At 39.7% G+C, this 20,941-nt stretch carries 18 protein-coding genes and 2 pseudogenes; 3 read left to right on the plus strand and 17 right to left on the minus strand.

Annotated elements, in window-relative coordinates; translation table 11 throughout:
- Positions 1-66: 66 nt before the first annotated feature.
- The 3 genes from WFN33_RS03480 to WFN33_RS03490 all read right to left on the minus strand — a co-directional run bounded on the left by WFN33_RS03480 (position 67) and on the right by WFN33_RS03490 (position 3,123).
- Positions 67-684 (minus strand): TetR/AcrR family transcriptional regulator, encoded by a 618-nt coding sequence (locus tag WFN33_RS03480; protein WP_336951507.1) that lies wholly within the window; start codon positions 682-684, stop codon positions 67-69.
- A 98-nt stretch (positions 685-782) separates the two neighbouring features.
- Positions 783-2,156, minus strand: a complete 1,374-nt coding sequence (locus tag WFN33_RS03485; protein WP_336951509.1) for a hypothetical protein — start codon at positions 2,154-2,156, stop codon at positions 783-785.
- 514 nt (positions 2,157-2,670) lie between these two features.
- Positions 2,671-3,123, minus strand: coding sequence for a hypothetical protein (locus WFN33_RS03490; protein ID WP_336951511.1), 453 nt, complete (start codon positions 3,121-3,123; stop codon positions 2,671-2,673).
- Positions 3,124-3,250: 127 nt separating this feature from the next.
- Between WFN33_RS03490 and WFN33_RS03495 the strand changes: the two are divergent.
- Positions 3,251-4,167 (plus strand): annotated as a pseudogene (locus WFN33_RS03495) (IS5 family transposase); the annotation flags it as partial.
- A 92-nt stretch (positions 4,168-4,259) separates the two neighbouring features.
- Here WFN33_RS03495 and WFN33_RS03500 read toward each other — a convergent pair.
- Positions 4,260-4,655: a hypothetical protein gene (locus tag WFN33_RS03500; RefSeq protein WP_336951513.1), complete on the minus strand. Its 396-nt coding sequence runs from the start codon at positions 4,653-4,655 to the stop codon at positions 4,260-4,262.
- A gap of 181 nt (positions 4,656-4,836) precedes the next feature.
- On the opposite strand from WFN33_RS03500, the pseudogene WFN33_RS03505 reads away from it, so the two are divergent.
- Positions 4,837-5,748, plus strand: a pseudogene (locus WFN33_RS03505) (IS5 family transposase).
- A 73-nt stretch (positions 5,749-5,821) separates the two neighbouring features.
- Here WFN33_RS03505 and WFN33_RS03510 read toward each other — a convergent pair.
- From WFN33_RS03510 to WFN33_RS03560, 11 genes are all read right to left on the minus strand, one after another.
- Positions 5,822-6,208: a carboxymuconolactone decarboxylase family protein gene (locus tag WFN33_RS03510; RefSeq protein ID WP_336951515.1), complete on the minus strand. Its 387-nt coding sequence runs from the start codon at positions 6,206-6,208 to the stop codon at positions 5,822-5,824.
- A 21-nt stretch (positions 6,209-6,229) separates the two neighbouring features.
- Positions 6,230-7,690 (minus strand): NAD-dependent succinate-semialdehyde dehydrogenase, encoded by a 1,461-nt coding sequence (locus tag WFN33_RS03515; protein WP_336951516.1) that lies wholly within the window; start codon positions 7,688-7,690, stop codon positions 6,230-6,232.
- A 75-nt stretch (positions 7,691-7,765) separates the two neighbouring features.
- Complete coding sequence (locus WFN33_RS03520; protein WP_336951518.1) at positions 7,766-8,527, minus strand: 2-keto-4-pentenoate hydratase; 762 nt, start codon at positions 8,525-8,527, stop codon at positions 7,766-7,768.
- Positions 8,509-10,122 (minus strand): bifunctional 3-(3-hydroxy-phenyl)propionate/3-hydroxycinnamic acid hydroxylase, encoded by a 1,614-nt coding sequence (locus WFN33_RS03525; RefSeq protein ID WP_336951520.1) that lies wholly within the window; start codon positions 10,120-10,122, stop codon positions 8,509-8,511. The genes WFN33_RS03520 and WFN33_RS03525 overlap by 19 nt, the downstream gene beginning before the upstream one ends.
- A gap of 33 nt (positions 10,123-10,155) precedes the next feature.
- Positions 10,156-10,995 (minus strand): alpha/beta fold hydrolase, encoded by an 840-nt coding sequence (locus tag WFN33_RS03530; RefSeq protein WP_336951522.1) that lies wholly within the window; start codon positions 10,993-10,995, stop codon positions 10,156-10,158.
- A gap of 57 nt (positions 10,996-11,052) precedes the next feature.
- Complete coding sequence (locus tag WFN33_RS03535; protein ID WP_336951524.1) at positions 11,053-11,655, minus strand: amino acid synthesis family protein; 603 nt, start codon at positions 11,653-11,655, stop codon at positions 11,053-11,055.
- An 11-nt stretch (positions 11,656-11,666) separates the two neighbouring features.
- Entirely contained in the window at positions 11,667-12,119 is a 453-nt protein-coding gene (locus WFN33_RS03540) for a VOC family protein (protein ID WP_336951526.1), read from the minus strand.
- Positions 12,120-12,132: 13 nt separating this feature from the next.
- Positions 12,133-13,170, minus strand: a complete 1,038-nt coding sequence (locus WFN33_RS03545) for a WD40/YVTN/BNR-like repeat-containing protein (protein WP_336951528.1) — start codon at positions 13,168-13,170, stop codon at positions 12,133-12,135.
- Positions 13,171-13,182: 12 nt separating this feature from the next.
- Complete coding sequence (locus WFN33_RS03550; protein WP_336951530.1) at positions 13,183-13,977, minus strand: SDR family NAD(P)-dependent oxidoreductase; 795 nt, start codon at positions 13,975-13,977, stop codon at positions 13,183-13,185.
- Positions 13,978-14,069: 92 nt separating this feature from the next.
- Positions 14,070-15,557: an aldehyde dehydrogenase family protein gene (locus WFN33_RS03555; protein ID WP_336951532.1), complete on the minus strand. Its 1,488-nt coding sequence runs from the start codon at positions 15,555-15,557 to the stop codon at positions 14,070-14,072.
- Between the two features lie 10 nt (positions 15,558-15,567).
- Complete coding sequence (locus WFN33_RS03560; RefSeq protein ID WP_336951534.1) at positions 15,568-17,112, minus strand: acetolactate synthase large subunit; 1,545 nt, start codon at positions 17,110-17,112, stop codon at positions 15,568-15,570.
- A 179-nt stretch (positions 17,113-17,291) separates the two neighbouring features.
- On the opposite strand from WFN33_RS03560, the gene WFN33_RS03565 reads away from it, so the two are divergent.
- Positions 17,292-18,110: an IclR family transcriptional regulator gene (locus WFN33_RS03565; RefSeq protein ID WP_336951536.1), complete on the plus strand. Its 819-nt coding sequence runs from the start codon at positions 17,292-17,294 to the stop codon at positions 18,108-18,110.
- A 104-nt stretch (positions 18,111-18,214) separates the two neighbouring features.
- Here WFN33_RS03565 and WFN33_RS03570 read toward each other — a convergent pair whose 3' ends face one another.
- Entirely contained in the window at positions 18,215-19,816 is a 1,602-nt protein-coding gene (locus tag WFN33_RS03570) for a GMC family oxidoreductase (RefSeq protein WP_336951538.1), read from the minus strand.
- 103 nt (positions 19,817-19,919) lie between these two features.
- Positions 19,920-20,687: a TorF family putative porin gene (locus tag WFN33_RS03575; protein WP_336951540.1), complete on the minus strand. Its 768-nt coding sequence runs from the start codon at positions 20,685-20,687 to the stop codon at positions 19,920-19,922.
- Positions 20,688-20,941 lie beyond the last annotated feature (254 nt).

Genomic DNA, 20,941 nt, shown 5'->3' on the forward strand with positions numbered 1-20,941 from the left:
CCGCTATAAAATCCTCTTCCTTCTACAATTTGATTCATCCCCGCTTTCAATTGGTGATTTTATTGATCAATCATAACTTTGATTTACCTTGAATCGAATGCCACCTTCAATATAGTCTTTTAAGTATTTACCCAACAGTTTGTGATCTTTTACCTTGGTCGGCCAAAAGTGTTCAAGACCAATATCACTGACCACATTGAGTATCGTATTGAAGGTAAAAAGTACTTTTAATGCAATCGCGTCAGGTTCAGAATCTGGTAAAGCCAGTTGTAATAAAGAGACTGCTTTATCTGAAATAGGTACCAATGTCTTTACAACAATGATCCGCCCTTCGTCTCCTGCGCTAATCGTCTTAGAAAAGAATTTTATATAATGAATCCCATTTTCCTGTAAAAGAATCTTCACCATCGGTTTCATCAAGGCATCTACAACATCAGAAACTTGTACATGTTCAGGTTGAATCGCATTTAAGAGCGCGAGGCTGTCTGTAACATAAGGTGTCATGACATGATCAAGCGCAGCTTCTACCAATCCCCATTTAGATTTGAAGTGGTAATATAAAGCTGATTTATTTGCTACTTTTGCAGTTTCATTAATTTTCTGTACAGACAAAGTTTCAATATTGTTCTGTGAAAAGAGAACAATCGCAGCCTCGATAAGCTTTTCTTTGGTTTGATTACTCATCACACTCCATAGAGAAAAATAAAAAGAGAGGTCTTTTTATATCAAAAATGATAAAAAATAAACCAGTCCAATCGACTGGCTTATTTTTGACAGATGAACTATGAACAACCTTTGGCTTCAAATTCCTCTTTAGAGCTGTAGTTCAAGTCTGGTAAATAATCACCCATGACTGTCTTTTCATCTCCCCAAACTTTGGTGTTCTGGATTGCTTGACTAAAGTTTGAATACGGTAATAAATTTCTCATGATCAGGAAACCAACATCGTTATGCCCTTTTTCCACCGCATCTGGACCAGTATACCCATCACCACGTGGACTTAAAGGCAAGTACGCAATTCCACATTCTTCTGTTGCATTCTTTGGTCGATCTTCTGGTAGAGATACAACGAGAGTATAAAAGCCATTTTTGTCTGTATGCTTTATTTGCTCATCATAGATACAAAAGTTAGTTGCTGTCGAGATCAGCTCATTGCTACAAATTGACCAATATCGAATATCACCTTTCCCTAAAGTGGTTTCGTTACCAGAAGTTGCTGCGATTTGTGGCAGTTTACCTTTCACCACAACCACCTTACCGAGCTTACGGCTAATCACAGAAAAGGTATATTCATTATCTGGTGTAGCCCATTGATTCAGCTTACGTTCAGTTTTAAATCCCTCACACTGAGCTAAGTTATATTTATAAATACAACTAATATTCGCAGGCCCGTTATAGGCGGTATACCATGTTGGGGTCAATTGCGCAGGGAAACCCGTGTAAGGCTGTTTATTATACAAACTTAAAATTAAGTTCAAAGGCGTTTGCACATTATCCAAAGCTTTTTCTTTCACTTTAAGGACCGTACAAACTTCTGCACCTGTTTTGATTTCACCATTGGCTAACTGCACTTTAAAGCGAGGAAAATTAACCCCTCCTTTCTCATTAAAGCCTTTATTCGGCACATAAACACGATAGATTAACGCCACTTCATTACTGTCTGTTTTAGGTGCATATAAAGTATTTTCTTGAGGCAATGCAGGTAGATCCCCCAAGACCAACTCAGCTTTAAATCCTCTTTCTTTATTTAAGCGGTTATTCCCCACAATAAAGGGATTGGTCACACCGTGATTGGGTTTAATATTGACATCTACCAAAGAGTTAACGCGTTCTCCTTTAGCTGTATAGCTAACCAGAGAAGTGTGACGGGCATAAGGATAATCACCATCGATAAAAACTTTTGCACCTTCTGGCACTGTAAATTCACTCGACCAATAATTTACATTGGAGTCTGGAAGCGCATAATTCATAGGATTGGCACCACCGGTTCCATCCTTACTTGAAACCGCATTTTGCCACATACAATCTGTCAGTTCTGCTTTAGGCGGTTGGGTTAGATATTCCTCATCATCATTGTCGTTACAAGCACTTAAAGTGATTGAACCCATAACCGTCGTCAGCAGTATCCCTACTTTTAATTTATTCATTTTTTCCATAACTTACTTTTCCTTTACACCATGTACTTCGATCCTAGAACGATGGCGACTTCATTTTAATTTTAATTGATCATTTAAATGGATTGTTTTTTAATCCACTTAGATTAAATATAATAATCCACTTAGATTAATTTTCAAGCGTTTTTTTTTGATGGGAAAAAATAGTACTTCCCCATATCCTTTAGTCATTATTATGGTCTGGGATTCAACCTATTAAAAATAAGGATAACCAACATAAATACATGAATTATATTAATAAAATTACTATAATTCTCATTTTTTACATTTTAAGTTTATAGATGTATTTAACAAATATCTGCTACAGCATCGTTCCTTCCAGCAGTCTTGTTTTTGACAAACGAGTAGTCATTATACTCTGTTGAATTATGCTGCTTTGGTAATGATTCCGGATATAGCATTCCCTCAAGTTCAAGCGGAATTTTTTTGATATAAAATCCATTGCAACAAAGCCTTCAAGAAGGGGAAACTTTATTTTTATTCGAAGTCAACAAAGTCATACGCCTATCACAGTTATTCCATCTACTTTGTTTTCTAAAATTTTTTTTAAAAAATTAACAATTTGATCAATCATTTCAATAGCATAATTTTTATATAATTCAAAATTTTCAATAAAATTTAACTTACTTTCATTAAAAATTAAACGAATATCATCATTTTCATTTATTACTGTTTTAGAATCCAAATACATTCTATAAGCTTCTAATCTCCCAATTATCACTTCTACCTTTTTTGAATCAAGATAAATATCTCTCCAATGCGCCCATTTATCTTCGTCTTCAAAAAAGAACCTCTCGATTAAAGAAAAAGCAGTTTCGCCAATCACAATAGAATTTAAATAACTCCTATTATTTTCAATACTTGAAGGAATAATTTGCATACAAAGCCCTCCACACAAACCATCATTTTTTTTTACTTTAAAGTTAATATTTCTGATTTTCTTTGCCATTAGTTTTAGTATCCTCTTTTCCCAAATGAAACAATAGTATTACCGGTGCACTATCTATACACTTATCTCCTTTAGGCTTTGTTGCACAAACCTATCTCTAAAGGCTTATTCAGTAATATAGCTTGCACCTAAAACCTATCGTACAACGAAATGGTCTTCTTATAACCAAGCTTTAATCAATCGTGGAAACATCATGATATGGTTTAATCCTAAAATTCAATCGTATGCCGAGTCAAAAGACAAACAAAGGAGAAATCAAATCTACTCAGATACAGCGATTCAGTGCTCTTTAATGATTAAATCTCTCTTTCGTTTATCTCTGCGTATGCTCACTGGCTTCGTACAAAGTCTGATTAAACTTTGTGGTTTGAGTTTGACTGCGCCCCAGACTATACGACGATTTGTAGGCGACAAAATATCTTAATATTGCCATTGGCTCTCAAAAAAGCAGTGATGGACGTCACCTATTAGTTGATTCTACAGGTTTGAAATTTTTAGGCGAAGGAGGAATGGAAATGTAAGAAACATTAGCCTGAATATCGTAGACCATGGCGTAAATTACATATTGCAATGGATGCTAAAGCCTAAAAATACGCGCAGTTCAGATAACAACAAATAACGTGGTGATTCACAAGTGCTTAGCGACTTATTGAATCAGATCCCACAAGATGAACACACAGAGTCAGTGTATACCGATGGAGCATATGACACGAAACAATGTCGAGAAGTGATTTCCGATCGGCAAGCTCATGCAGTAATCCCACCCAGAAAAATGCTAAACCTTGGAAAGATACAAAGACTAGCTCGCTAGAACGCAATGAACTGCTTCGAACTGTTAAACATTTGGGCAGGACTAAATGGAAAAACTGGTCTGGCTATCATCGCCGGAGTTTGGTTGAAAGCAAGATGCATTGCGTCAAATTATTAGGGGATAAACTGACTGCAAGACATTTTCAAAGCCAGATCAATGAGATTCATGCACGTGTAGCTGTACTCAATAAATTCACGGATTTAGGAAGACCTGATACCCGAGTTGTATCTTAAATTTAGATAACTTAGGTGAACTTTAATTTTAAATCTTTGTGCAACAAAGCCCTGATCAATTATGATAAGAGCTATGATTAATTATAAAAAGATTAGTCCCATAAATGCTGATAATAAGTTGCAAATAAAGCTAAGCCCTTATCAATCTCAACTTCATATTCCGCTTTATAATCTTCGGCTAAGATCAATTCAAATGCATGGATCATTTCTGTTAAGTATTCCAACCAAATTTTATTTAACTGTGCTGCGCTAAAATTCTTAACATTATCATTATTTACAACCCATTCTGGTAAAGAATAATTTTGACCATCTGCTATTAACTTCCTATATGCTTGTAATATAGGAAGGACTTTCAATGCTATTTGTCTTTTAGGATCAGCATAGTATAATGTGGGGATAAATCCATACCCCCTTTTCCAATTATATAATCTATCTTTAAAAGACGACAAAAAATCAACCACCTTATTCAATAATGTTATTATAATCATGACCTTTCACAAAACCTCTAATTTGCACTTCATTATCAGTTACTCTGTACACAACTCTGCCAGCACCTCTTTTATTTCCTGTATAGGAATATCTATCGCTCTCCAACCTGTTAAATTACCACGGCTTTGTTGCACAAACCTATCTCTAAAGGCTTATTCAGTAATATAGCTTGCAACTAAAATCTATAGTACAACGAAATGGTCTTCTTATAACCAAGCTTTAATCAATCGTGGAAACATCATGATATGGTTTAATCCTAAAATTCAATCGTATGCCGAGTCAAAAGACAAACAAAGGAGAAATCAAATCTACTCAGATACAGCGATTCAGTGCTCTTTAATGATTAAATCTCTCTTTCGTTTATCTCTGCGTATGCTCACTGGCTTCGTACAAAGTCTGATTAAACTTTGTGGTTTGAGTTTGACTGCGCCCCAGACTATACGACGATTTGTAGGCGACAAAATATCTTAATATTGCCATTGGCTCTCAAAAAAGCAGTGATGGACGTCACCTATTAGTTGATTCTACAGGTTTGAAATTTTTAGGCGAAGGAGGAATGGAAATGTAAGAAACATTAGCCTGAATATCGTAGACCATGGCGTAAATTACATATTGCAATGGATGCTAAAGCCTAAAAATACGCGCAGTTCAGATAACAACAAATAACGTGGTGATTCACAAGTGCTTAGCGACTTATTGAATCAGATCCCACAAGATGAACACACAGAGTCAGTGTATACCGATGGAGCATATGACACGAAATGGTGCCGACAGTTTATTTCAGATCGTCAAGCACATGCGGTGATTCCGCCAAGAAAAAATGCAAAACTATGGCGTGACAAAAAACTATGATCTTTAGAAAGAAATGAATTATTGAAAACAGTCAAACGTTTAGGAAGATCAATTTGGAAAAAGTGGTCTGGGTACCATCGACGCAGTTTAGTCAAGGCCAAGATGCATTGCATCAAATTATTAGGCGATAAATTAACGGCAAGGAACTTTCCTAGTCAGGTGAATGAGATTCATGCATGCGTAGCCGTACTCAATAAATTTACAGAATTAGGCCGACCTCATACCCAAGTTGCATCCTAAATTTAAGTCCATTAGGGGAACTCTATCTCTCAGCTCTTTATGCAACAAAGCCGTTTATAGATCAAAATAAACACTAACCATTTTCTCTTTCATATTCCGCAATCGCTTCTTTCGCAATACGAAAACTATCCACACCAGCAGGCACTCCACAATAAATTGTGACTTGTAACAGGACTTCTCTGATTTTTTCTTTGGGAACTCCATTACGTAAAGCACCTTTCACATGTAGTTTCAGCTCATTTGGGCGGTTAAGTGCTGAAATCATAGCCAGATTAATCAGACTTCGTTCAGGCTTAGTCAATCCATCACGTCCCCAAACTGCACCCCAACAATACTCAGTGGCTAATTCTAGTAATGGCAAATTAAAATCATCAGCATTTTTCATAGATTGATTAACATATTCTTCGCCGAGTACTTGTTTACGGATCGCCAGTCCTTTTTCAAATATTTCATTACTCATTTGCTTGATCCTCATCATTAATCAGGTGCTTAACCCACCCAACAATACATATTTAATTTCCAAATAATCTTCTACTCCATATTTAGATCCTTCACGTCCTAATCCAGATTGCTTTATCCCACCAAACGGCGCCACTTCGTTGGACAATATTCCAGTATTTAGTGCCACCATGCCATATGCAAGAGCATCAGAAACACGCATTGCTCTAGCTAAATCACGCGTATAAAAATAAGATGCTAAACCAAACTCAGTATCGTTGGCATAGCCAATGACCTCGTCTTCAGTTTCAAACTTGAATATAGGTGCTAAAGGGCCAAAAGTTTCTTCTTTAGCAACTTTCATTTCAGCAGTAACATCTTTGACAATAGTTGGTTCAAAGAACAGTTCTCCGCATGGATGTGGGTTTCCACCCAATACAATCTGGGCACCTTTACTTACTGCATCTTCGATATGTTCTGCCACTTTACGGATCGCCATACTGTCAATGACGGGTCCAAAATCTACGCCAGCATCCATTCCATTGCCGACTTTAAGCTGTTTTACCGCCACCGATAATTTTTCAATAAATGAATCATAGATCGCTGATTGCACATAAATACGATTGGCACATACACAAGTTTGTCCGGCATTACGAAATTTACTTGCAATCACACCTTTCACAGCAGCATCGAGATCAGCATCATTAAATACGATAAAAGGCGCATTCCCACCCAACTCCATCGATACCTTTTTCACTGTTGATGCACACTGTGCAATCAATTTTTTACCCACCTCAGTTGAACCCGTAAAACTAAACTTCTGCACACGCTCATCAGTAGTCAATACTTGACCAATTTCGCTAGAACTCCCTGTGATGACATTGAATACACCTGCTGGAATACCTGCGCGTTGTGCCAACTCTGCAATCGCAAAGGCAGATAATGGAGTTTGTGAGGCTGGACGGACAATGATGGTACAACCTGCCGCCAATGCAGGTGCAACTTTACGGGTAATCATGGCATTGGGAAAATTCCATGGAGTAATTGCAGCACAAACGCCGATGGGTTGTTTGTTGACTAAAATTTTTTGATCAGTAGCATTTGACGGAATAATGTCGCCATAAATCCGTTTGGCTTCTTCTGCAAACCATTCAATGTAAGCTGCACCATAAGCAATTTCTCCCTTGGCCTCACTGAACGGTTTCCCTTGCTCTAATGTTAAAATATATGCAAGATCATCCTGATGCTGCATGATTAAATCAAACCATGAGCGTAAAATCAGACTTCGTTCTTTGGCACTCTTCTTACGCCATAAGGGTAATGCTTGCTCAGCTGCTGCAACTGCATCCAAAGCCTCTTGCTTCGCCATTTTTGGCACGCTGGTAATGATTTCACCCGTGGCAGGATTAGTTACATTGAAGGTTTGTTGAGAGTAAGCAGCTCGCCACTGCCCATTGATCAATGCTTGAGACTTTAATAAACCAACATCATTAAGCTGTGCCATTTTATTGTTTTCCTATTTTTAAAATCTTTTGCGAAACATCAAATGCTTCACATATTTAGCAATGTATTTGTCGATTTAAATTACTTGTAGTGAAAGGTTTTGACCAAGTACCTTAAATTGATATTCCCCCACTTTTAAATCCATGGGCCGAATGATTGAACCTGTTAAAATCACATCATCTGCTTGCAAACTTTTAGCCTGCTCCATGACAGTCCGTACCAACCATAGATAATTACGAATTGGCTGATCTTGTGGCTGTGTGGTCACTGTTACATCTATATTGCTATGCTCAATGAGTCGGTGGATATCTAAATCCTCTATAGATATCTCCACCTCATTGCCAAGTAGATAAAATTGCGCTGCCGCATTATCGACCAAAAATTGATCTAGATTAAAATGCCAGTTTTGCCAGCGTGTATCTGCAATTTCAATTGCTGGACGAATTTTTCCTACTTTCGCCAACAATTCAGCATCTGTTAAATCCCTGCTCGAAATGGCTTCTTTTAAAGTAAAGGCCAATTCAACTTCCAGTTTAGGTTGATACAATTGGCTGAGCTCAATACAACTACCATTTGCCAATTGCATATCTACACAAAGATGCCCATAAACAGGATGTTGCAAAGCATATTTTGCTTGAGCAGGTGCACCCGAAAGTGCCACTTTCCAGCCCGAGAGTTTGCTTTCTGTTTCCTGACAATAGTGTTGGATTATTTTAGCCTGACTGAGATAAGCCTGATCGTGTTCAATAAAGTCAAACTCATTGGCATCCAGTACATGTCGCGCAATACGAGCATCTAATAAGCGATGTTGTAATTCGGTTAGTTGATCAACTGACATGCCAATTTCTCCAATGTTTCTTCAAGCTTTTCCAAAGCACATGTGGCTGCAATAAAACGGTCAGGACGTACAATCACCACCTCATCACGGGCAAGATCAAACCAGTCTTCTAGTTTACGCTCCACATCCTCTACACAAATCACCTGCTCAGAAGCATTTAAAGGTTGCTTACGATTTAGACCACTTTTAGCGCGATTGATCTGAATAAAACGAGTTTCCCGACTTTGCCAAAATTCACGAGTCTGCTCGGATAAATGCTGAAGTGGGTCTTTTCGGAATGCAATTACGGCATACCATTGACCAAGAATCTCATCAAATTTCACCTTGTTGGCTTGAAGATCTTCGACGTAAGGCTGAATAAATATTTTTCCAACAACATCACTTTCTTTAATGTGAGGACGTGGATGATAGACCAACCCCTTATGAATAAAGGGTTTAGGTTTAAATTTAAATTCAACTAAATGGCTGCGTAAGGCATCGACATTATTAAAAGCTTGAAATAGCCAATCGCGCACTCCAGCCATCAGTGGATTGGTCAAACCCAATACCATGCCCATATTGTCAGCTAAGGCGACTAATTCTGTAGCATGCGTACGACGCTCATCATCATAGCTGTCCATAATTTTTTCTGAAGCATAACCTTTTAATATTGCAGCCAATTTCCATGCAACATTCCCAACATCACGAATACCTGAATTTAGACCTTGCCCCGCCCAAGGTGGAGTAATATGTGCCGCATCTCCAATCAAGATGATCCGTCCATCAATAAATCGGTTGGCAACCCGTGAATTATGGGTATAGGCACGAATTCGAATGATTTCCAGTTCATCAACGCTATCACCAATATGGTTACGGATCAGTTGGCGAATGCTATCTTCCTTACACATGCTTTCTTCATCCTCACCATCAAACAACATAAACTCCCAACGGCGTTGCTGATAAGGTAAATATATACAAACAAATGGACGGTTTGGGTCAGCATGTAAAGCTGTATACGGCGCATCTAGAGAATCATGTGCAGTATCCACAACAATCCATTTATGTGGATGAGTTAAGCCTTCAAGCTGAATCCCAGCGTTCTTACGTACACAAGAACGCCCACCATCTGCACCAATGATATATTTGGCTGTGATTTGGTACGTTTTCCCATCAGGATCTTTGACTTCAACCTTTGCCAACTCATTGCTCTGAGTGATATCAAGCATTTCATGCCCAGAACGTAATTCAATCTGCGAATAATTTTGCAACATTTCCCGCATGGATTTTTCTAAAAGTTGTTGCATAAAGATATTACGCATCGGCCAACCATAGTCGGCAACAGATGGTTTTACTTCAGCAAAACAAATTCCACGCGCATTGTAATAACGCAATGGCACATTGTGGATCATGTCTTTCACAACTTCATCAGCCACACCAATGGTTTGCAAGACACGCAATGCCTCATCATCCATTCCCACTGCACGAGGGTATGGCAAAATATCAAGATTTTTTTCTAAAACAATGGCTTGAACCCCATACATTCCCATATAGTGTGCTAATGCAATTCCATTTGGGCCACCACCTACAATCACAACTTGTGTGTGTTCTTGCTTCATGCCTATTGCTCCCTTCCTTGTTACTTTCTTATCTCACTCAACAAACTGATTTAAAAAATCCTGTACAGTCTGATTAAACTGCTCACTTTGATCATCATGGACATAATGTGATGCATCCGCAATTTCCACAGTTTTCACATCATTTTTTTTGATCTTGATGTGTTTGAGCATTTCAGTGGTTAAAAAATCTGACAAACCACCTTTTATAAATAGCGTAGGACAAATCAAACTTTCAACCGCAGGCCACAGATCTATCGATGGAAAACTCAAACGCGCTTTAGCAATACCTTCTTGATCATGTCGCCAATAAATCTGCCCATTTTTTTCCACCAAGGTATGTTTCAAACGCGATTGAATACCTTGCTCATCAATCAATGGGCGAAGCTTTTGCCAAAATGCTGTGGCCTCATCCCATGAAGCAAAGGACAAAGGTGTGGTTTGCATTTCATGTAGAATACGCAATGCGCCATCACCTTGGATTGATGAACCTGGCCCAATATCCTCAACAATCAATGCTCGGACCTGTTCAGGATGTAAACGGGTAAATTCAAGTGCATTGGCTCCGCCTAAAGAGTGACCTAATAAGATAACTTCACTTACCCTTAATTCAGCAATCAGATCTTCAAGATCATGCACATAATATTCAGTTTGATAACTTGAATATTCCGCCCATTCACTTTGTCCACGACCACGCTGATCTAATGCGACTACATAAAAATGCTCTGCAAGCAGTGGTGCAAGCATGTGCCATGTTGCAGCATAGGAACGTAGTCCATGCAGCATGATTATGACGGGTTGCTCCGGATCGCCCCAACTTAAATAATGTAGTCCAAGGCCACTGCGGTTTTTAAAAAAATGGCTCCCTATGCGCATAATGTCCTATCCTTGTATTTATCTGCGATGCTTAAAATTGAGTCCGTTATCGCTAACTTAATTCAAACCATCCTGACCTTTAATTTCAGAAGCCTTTAAACCACCTAAACGGGCATGTAAGCGTCCACGGGTTGCAAAAGCCCAAATCACGATAATTTCATCACTATTCGGTGCATCATTAAACGATAAAGAAAAGGTGTCATAGTGTGAACGTACATAAAGCGCATCTTTGTGAGCTAGAGGAACATCAATAATCGTCCCGGCAACGCCACGTTTACCTGTAGAGGGTACCCATGATTTACCGCCTCCAATCGCTTCACGTACAGGGTTCGCTGCTGGATTGGTGAGAAATGCGTTGCCATGTTCATATTCACTATTCATTCCTACCAAAATGGCTTTGCCATAACTTTCAATAACACGTCCTTGAGCCAAAGCCTGTATACGGCGACCAAACTCACTCCCCAGTTCAGGTGATTTTTCAATCAGCGCATTGAGATCTTGCTGAAACTGACCAGCAAATGGATTATGGATCGCAACAGCAACCGCATATTTATAAATTGGCTCACCATCTGCCAACACACCGCTTTCATTAGCAAGTGTTTCCTCTACAAAGCTGTACCATTTACGAATATGGTAATGTTCAAAATTTGCTTTTTTCATATCAGAACCATTTAAAAAATAGGTTTAATTTCAATAGGATTACTTGGCGCACCTGTATCATGAAAAGCTTTAATTGCCTCGCTATCGTCATGAATCGTTTCTAAAAAAAATTCTAGACGATTACCATCAGGGTCATTGAAATATAGGCCATTGCCTACGGTATGATCTGTGGTTTTGACCACTTCTACGCCTTTTTGAATCAGCATGCCATGCAATTTTTGCAGGGTTTCAAATGTTCCCTCAATTTCCAAACCATAGTGCTGCAAGCCAAGCCCACCTTGCTGTGCATCAGGTGCGGCTTTGATCAGAGCAATATCATGATGTTTCACACCAAAACTCATCATGATCCATGCAGGGCCTCGTGCATGTTCTACCATCCCCAAAACATCGGTATACCATTGAGCAGACAGCTCGGGATCTCTGACGAAGAGTGAAAGATGGGTACGCAATATTTTAACTTTCATCTTTTTCCTCGCTTTATTTTTCAATCACAGATTGATGTAATGCCTTAATTTCAGTAATGGCTGAACTCCACAGAACATCTGCAATTTCACTAAATTCACGCCAATGTTTAATCCAGCTATTTCCGCCATTCTCACTGGTAAACAGATGACCATACTTAGTTCCAGCGATCATCTGATCAGGATTATTGAAGTTTTGCTGAATCGCCCAAATGCATGAATTTGGTTGTTGTGGTAAAGGCAAGATTTCCCATGTTGCAGCAGCATTCTTCGATACCAGAATCTTGCTGGTCGTACCCGGTGTCCCATCTGAAATACTGATATAGACTGTATCCTGAGTCTGATGATGTGCTGACATCGCACGCACGTAATACAAACCAAATGTTTCTTTAGCAATAATTCCTGTCCATGTCTGCCCGTCATCAAAACTGCGATAAACGGCATTGACACAAACCACCACCACCACTTTCTGACCATGGTTTGGCAAGACGGTAATCGCGTGAACATCCGAATTAAAATCCCAAAGCAAGCGATCATCTAGTCGCTGCCAAGTCTCACCGCCATCCTGTGAGTGGAATAGTCCACCTTCTTCTAAACCAAACCAAATTTTATTGGCATCCGTTGGATCATAAGCAAAAGCCAGCAATCGTGGGCGACTTACCCCTGCACAAAACTCTGGAATTTCAACAGGTGCAGCATCCCAAGTCTGACCACCATCTAAGCTACGCCAAAGCACAGCACGTGACGGGGCTCCTGTTCCAACAAAAATTCTTTGACGATTTTGAGGGTCAACAGCAACTTTCCAAACCGTTTGCCCATTAAAAGGTGTATCCAAACGTTGCCACGTGCCACCACAATCATGGCTGACACATAATCCAATATCAGTTCCCACATAGATCACATTAGGTTGTTCAGGATCTTGCGATAAAGAACGGGTTATCGCATCAAACTCTATATCTTGCCCAACCCCTAAACGGTGCCATAACTTGCCATCATCACCACTACGAATTACCGCTTGCCCAACTGTAGCTACTAATAATGTTCCATTTGACATGATGCTTACTCCTTAGATAAAGATGCCACGGGTCAAACCACCATCAATCCCAATCGACTCACCTGTAATCGCACCTGCTTTAGGGGAGGCAAGAAAACCGATTAAGTAACCCATTTCGATAGGCGCAAGTGTTCTACGAATTGGTGTGCTGTCGATATAACCCTGACGCACTTGCTCAGGAGTTTTGTCCTGCTTCACGCCTTCACGTTCATAAAGCTCCTGAATATGTGGTGTATCAACAACGCCAGGATGAATCAGATTTACAGTAATACCCGATGGACCAAGTTGGTCTGATAAGGTCTTGGTCAGATGGGCAATCGCAAGATTACGCATCCCTGACATAACCTTACTGCCACGACCTGTTAAACCACCAATATTAATCACTCGCCCAAAACCAGCCTTTTTCATATGGGGGGTGACAGCTTTGATGCAACGAAAATATCCAATAACCTTGGTATCTAAATCCCCCAATAGCTCGTGGTCTTCTGCATGTTCAATATCATTACGGACTACACCTGAAGGCGCTGCCGCACCATTCACTAAAATATCAATTCGTCCAAAATGCTGCATGGCTTGATCAACCATAAACTGTACCGCTTTCATATCCGTGGTATCACAAAATAATGGCAAAACCTCATTTCCGGTTTCAGCAAAAATCTCTCTGGCTGTTTCCTCCAAATAACTCATACGACGCGCGCAGATCACGACTTTGCAGCCTTCTTGAGATAAAAGACGGGCAACATCTTTACCTATTCCCATCCCACCGCCTGTAACGATTGCAACTCGATCTTTTAATTCCAAATCCATTTTTTAGTCCTTTTTGAGTTAGAAATCCCCCTCATCCCCGCCTGTAGCGGGAAAGCTCTCTGTTTCATCAAGAGAAGTTCGGAGGAATTTTATTAATATAAATTCACGCAAACATTTTTGGTTTCAGTATAGGCCTCAATCACATCGTGGCTCATTTCACGGCCCCAACCTGATTGTTTATAGCCACCAAATGGAGAAACTGGGTCAACCACGTTATAGCAATTCACCCAAACAGATCCGGCTTCTAACTTGGCTGCAATCTGATGCGCCTGAGATAGATCTTGTGTCCAGATACCAGCAGCTAAACCATAAATTGAGTTATTGGCACGCTCAATCAACTCATCTGTATCTGACCAACTCATCACGGTTAATACAGGCCCAAAAACTTCCTCTTTGGCAATACATGCTTTTTCTTCACGATCAAGGAAAATGGTCGGCTCGATAAAATATCCGTGATCAAAACCGTCTGGACGCTTACCGCCAGTCAACAATTCCGCACCGTCAGCTAATGCCTGCTCAATATAACGATTGACCGTTGCATACTGACGCTCCGACACCAATGGTCCCATCGTAGACGTTTCATCTAAACCATTTGCAATCTTCATGCCTTGTGCTTCTTTAGATAATTTATCTAACACTTCATCAAGGACTTTTTCATGAACATACAAACGGGAACCCGCTGTACAGACTTGCCCTTGGTTATAAAAAATTGCTTGTGCGGCGCCAGGGATAGCTTTGCTCAAATCAGCATCAGGTAAAATAATATTGGGTGATTTACCACCTAACTCTAAAGTGACACGCTTCATATTCGATGTTGCTTGCTGAGCAATGGCTTTACCCACTGCTGTTGAACCCGTAAACGCCACTTTATTGACTTGCATATGTGCACTCAGCGGCTCACCCACTTCACGCCCTGTACCTGTCACTAAATTTACCACTCCAGCTGGGAAACCTGCTTGTTCAAAAAGTTGCATTAAACGAACAGCAATTAAAGGTGTTTGTTCAGCAGGCTTTAATACTGCTGTACATCCTACTGCCATTGCTGGTGCAAGTTTCCAGATACACATGGTAAGCGGAAAATTCCAAGGTACAATCAAGCCACAAACACCCACAGGATCACGCAAGGTATAGTTTAAAAATGTGCCATGAGGTGCACCTGAAATAGGCACCTGACGACCTTCAACTTTTGTGGCGAAACCCGCAAAATAACGCAAAATATGAGCAGCTCCGCCACACTCATGGCGTGAATACAATAAAGGCTTACCATTATCCAAAGTTAGAATTTGCGCCAGTTCTTCAGTGTGTTTTTCAACTAAATCTGCCAATTGATACAGCAATCTGGCACGGGTTGCAGGAATCTCGTAACGCCATGTCTTAAATGCTAAATTGGCAGCATTAACTGCTAAATCAACATCTGCAGCACTACCTTTTGCTACTTGGGCAATAACTTCTTGGGTTGCTGGATTTTCAACATTAAATGTCTGTTTACTGACTGCATCTATCCATTGACCGCCAATAAACAATTGTTTTGGTTGAGCTAAAAAGCTGCGTACTTCTGGAAAAATCGCATTTAAAGCCATGTGATACACCTCATATTTCCATTATGATTAGATGGGGTTGCATTGATTGATTGGTTCGGGTCAATGCAGTTTGTAATTCTTGATTGGTTCGAGTGACTGTAGACTCTAATCCATATGCCTTTGCCAAAGCAGTCCAATCTATTTTGGGTTGATTGATTTCGGTTAAGGACAATGCTGTTTCACTAAACTTCTCTACACCAAAACGCCTTAATTCATTTTGTAAAATGGCATAGCGGTGATTAGCAGCAATTAAAATCGTAATTGGTAAACTTTCACGCGCAATGCTCCACAAGGTTTGAATGGTGTACTGAGCACTACCATCAGACTGTAAACAAAATACCCGTGTGCCTTTTTCAGCCAATGCCGCACCAAAACCTGCTGGAATCCCTTGCCCGATTGCTCCCCCTGTATTGGTCATGACCCGATGTTTTAGCCCATCATTCGAAGCGGTAAAAAATGGATAACCACAAGTACCACCCTCAATAGAAACAATACAGTCCTCAGTCAGGCTTGCAGAGAGAACTTTAGCAATAGATGCTGGACTTAATACTGCTTGAGCTGGTGGTAGTTCTATCGCTTTGCTTACAACAGGCACAAAGGCTGGTGCATTCAGTTCATCCGCCAGTGCATTGAGTGCCGCAGGAACATCCTCACCTACCTCAGCCAGATAAAGCAAACGATCTGATTCAGCCAAACGCGATGGCAACCCTTCATAGCCAAAATAGCTAATCGGATCAATGACGCCTGCACACACCACATAATCATATTGCTCCAACACCGCAATCGCCTTTTCTGGAAAATAGGGCAAACGATCCAAATCCGGCAAGCCACCACCACGATGACTGATCCGTGGGAATGTCTCAGCAAACATATGTACATGGGGTAGTTGTGCCAAACGCCCTGCTGCTTTTAATCCTTCGTCATTTACACCAGTGTCTCCCACAATAAACACCAGAGATTTACCTTGCTGATACTGGCGAGCAATCCGTTCAACCTTACTCGCAATAAAGTGACGTTGTGGTGCTGTGGCTTGAAAATGCTGCCCTACATCCTGAATTTGTTGTGCTTGAAAATCCATGGGTAAAATCAGCGTGGCAATTTGTCCTTTTGCTTGCCAAGCCGCTTTCATTGCATCCTGTAAATCATCACCAATACTGTTGGCATTACGTGTCATACGCACCCAACCAGATACCGTTTTCGCCATACTTTCGATATCACTGGCCAATGGTGGATCATAGTTCACATGCCATGACGCATGATCACCAACAATGTTAACGATTGGCGTATTGGCACGGCGAGCATTGTGCAAATTTGCCATACTATTGGCAAAGCCAGGCCCCAAATGCGTCAGGGTTAAAGCTGGTTTTGCAGCTACACGACCATATCCATCAGCAGCTCCAGAACAGACTCCTTCAAACAGAGAAAGTATGGGCTTGATTGTTGTTTCAGCATCCATCACTGCAACCATAGGAATTTCTGTTGTTCCAGGGTTAGCAAAACAATATTCAAAACCAAGTTGAGCTGCTGTTTTTACAAAATATTCCGCACCGATCATATTTTTCACCAGAAAAATTAAATTATTCCCTTATTAAGAGATTTATAGAACATTAAATTTATTATTTCAAGAGTTATTTTCATAATACGGGATTTTTTACATTTTTAATATTTCAATTGACCAGAATGCATAACTCGTGAAAGATATGAAAAGTAATTTGCAGTTTTAATCGAGAAAATATGAATAGCAGCTTGGCCAGAATACTCAATGTACTCAACCTATTTGGTCCTGAACAATTAGAAATTGATGCGGAACTTATCGCACAAAAGTTTGATTTATCTAGAACTTCTTCTTATCGCTATATCAAAGAATTATGTGATGCTGGACTCATTGTAAAGCGGGGACCCGGTGGTTATGCCCTAGGTCCTCGTGTTATTGAGCTGGACTGGATGATGAGAAAATATGATCCAGTTTTAAGTACAGGTCGCCCGTATCTAGAAAACTTAAGCCAAATTACTGGGCTCACTGTTTTTGTCAGTGCTTTTTATGATAGTAAAATTATCAACACCTTTATTTTAAGTCCAAACAACGAAATGCATTTCAGTTTTGGACGTGGAAGACCTTTACCCCTATTTAGAGGGGCTCAAGCCAAAGTGTTGACTTCCTATAGAAGCATAAAAAAAATTAAACAGCTTTATGAAAATCAAATATCCAAAGACCCACAAAATATTTATTCACTTGAAGACGTATTAAAAATTTCCAAGAATATCCGTAAAAATGGCTATTGTGCGACGAACAATGAATTAAATGTAGGCAATATCGGGATCGCAGCCCCAATTTTTTCAGACTTTGATTCAAAAGAAGTGACACATAGCGTCTGTGTAGTGGGCTCCGATCAACAATTTAATTTATTACGACAAGAAACCATCATTGAGATTTTATTAGAAACTGCCAAAAACTTGACTCAATCGATTGTGTCATCCCCACAATCAATCCATACACCAATTGAAATTGATGAAGTCCAAATTCAAAGAGAAGAGGTTGAACATCTAGAATAAGCAAAGAATGTGAAATAATCATTCATTTTAATATACGGCATTATCGCTATAACAGCATAATGACCGTACATTCAAATTTTAAATGAATCACAAATATTTAGGATCTAGCGAGACTGAATCAATAGATCTGCCCCTTTTTCAGCGATAGCAATGGTAGGTGCGTTGGTATTACCACTGGGTATAGATGGCATCACTGAACAATCAATAACACTTAACCGATCAATACCATGCACCTTTAAATTTAAATCAACCACTGAGTTTTTTGGATTTAGTCCCATCCGACAAGTTCCAACAGGGTGATAGGTGGTTTTACAGTATTCTCTTACAAAGGCCTCTAATGCGACCACATCATCCCGTTTTACGGCGTGATCTGGTGCAAAAATTTCATCAATCTCATTGAACAATGCGGGTTGCTGAAGTAAGTCCAGACCAAATTGAGTTGCTCGAATTAAACCTTGTAGATCATCAGGGTGCTCCAAAAAATTGGCTTCAATTCTGACTTGGTCTTCTGGATTTTTACTCCGAAGATATAATTGTCCCCTAGACTTTGGCCGTAAATGACACATCTTTAGGGTAATACCATGCATATAATTTTTACCTTGACCACTTGGATCATCAAATACATCTAAAACAGGTAAAAACATTGCCTGCACATCTGGACGGCCCTCATGGTTGGTATCCTTAAATGCCCCGCCTTCTAATACGCTTGAGGCAACCACACCCTCACGAAATAACAGCCATTGCAAACCATGCTTGTAACGTCTGATTCCTTTATCTTCGCCATATAAAGAGATCGGGTTTTTAATCGTGGCATTAATAGAGGTATGTAAGTGATCGTGATAGTTTCTTCCAACAGGAAGATCTTTTTGTACTTCGATACCAATATCTTCAAGATGCGTTTTAGGCCCAATACCAGAAAGTAATAGGATTTTTGCTGACCCAATAGAGCCAGAACTTAATATCACTCCTTTTTTTGCTTTAATACGAGTACTTACACCCTTTATCCGACATTCGATACCCGTTGCTTTTCCATGCTCAATCAAAACTCGATCTACCTCAGTATTCAATTGCACTGTTAATTGGGGACTTTGCCGCACTGAGGCTAGATAAGTTCTTGACGTGCTTCCTCTTTCACCATTCTTGATCGTATGTTGATAAAAACCTACGCCTTGTTGAGACTGCGCATTAAAATCAGTTACATAGGCTAAGCCAAACTCTTGCCCTGCTTTAATAAAGGCACGAGTTAAAGGATGTTTAAGGCGGGTATCACTGACCGACAAATGCCCATGACCTCCATGGTATTCACCTGACAGACTTTCATTATTTTCTGCTTTTTTAAAATAAGGCAATATAGACTGAAAATCCCAACCTATACAGCCATAATGGCTAGCCCATTCATCATAATCTTCCGCCTGCCCCCTTAAATAAATCATACCGTTAACAGAACTACTCCCCCCTAAGACTTTTCCTTGTGCACAAGACATTTCTCGTTGCTTAGTTCTTACATCAGCCTCAGTGGTATAACTCCAGATGGCATTGATCACCACTGGAATACCCGCAGGAATCTTATAATTAAAACCCTGATCACTACCACCTGCCTCAACCAATAAAACAGAGCCTTTGTTCTCCTCAATCAAACGTGTTGCAACCACACAGCCTGCCGACCCTGCACCACAAATAATATAGTCAAATTCCTTAACTTGCATGGTCACTCCTTTGATAACATAAGAATTTTAAACCATATTTCACCTTCTAAAATAGTCAAGTTGAACACCACAAGACCCACTTCAGCAAGACGAATGCGATCGTTTAAAAGTTTTTGGTTATACTGAAATACAAACGGTCATCATACATATCGAATTGGCTATCAATATTATTACCAACCCACGCAAATTCAGTGGTTACCCCTTTATAGTCACCGCGAACACCGACTTTATAATCAACGTAACTGTCTTTTTTACCATCTGGAACAGAACCTAGCTGAAATTCAGCAATACTGTCTTGTTTGGTATAGCCAGCTGAACCAAAGAGTTGTACATTTTCAATAACTGGGAAGCTATATTCACTACTAAAGTAATACTCATTGCCTGAACCAAAAACATAATCCGGTGAATAGTAAACGGCGGCATTAAAATTATCCTGAGCAACCAATGTGCCAGTGCGTTTGTACATCACACCATACTCACCAAAATCAGCAGATTTTCCATTTGGACTAAAATTTCCTCCTGGATAATTTACATCTGCATAAAAGAAATCCAGACTGTTTTTGTCATCAATCCGCCATGTATAACCTAAGATTGCGTCTGCCTCCATGCTTCCACCATTCGGTGTAGTAGCACTTGCTCCCCATAACATCAAGTAAGCACCCGACTGATGAGCTAAAATCAAGCCGCCTTGAACTGATGGTTTTTGATCTGACTTGGAAAAACCACGACTACGATAATCTGAGGATAAAGTTAAGGTTCCATGCACTGAAAATTGATCCATAAATGTTGCTGGCTTTGAGGTTGATGTATCTGCTTGTACTGCCTGTCCACATCCGATCAGCAGCATAGTCGCTAAAACTGAATGTTTCATATTGTTCTCTCCTTTCGTCCTTGTTGTTTTGCCCACCACAACATTCAGCTTGAATGTAGATGAGATGATGCCTAAATAGGCATTATTTAGTGTTTTTATCCCTTATTACGGGATTTATATATTCAAAATAGAATAAATACAACATATTTTTTAAAATATTTTCACATTACGGTATTTTTTATTATTTAATTTTAAATAAAATACAAAAGGATACTGCATAATTTCATCAAATTTAAGAAATGTATTTTTTAAGA

Source organism: Acinetobacter sp. AS167 (assembly GCF_037152175.1).
In the GTDB taxonomy this organism is placed as follows: Bacteria; Pseudomonadota; Gammaproteobacteria; order Pseudomonadales; family Moraxellaceae; genus Acinetobacter.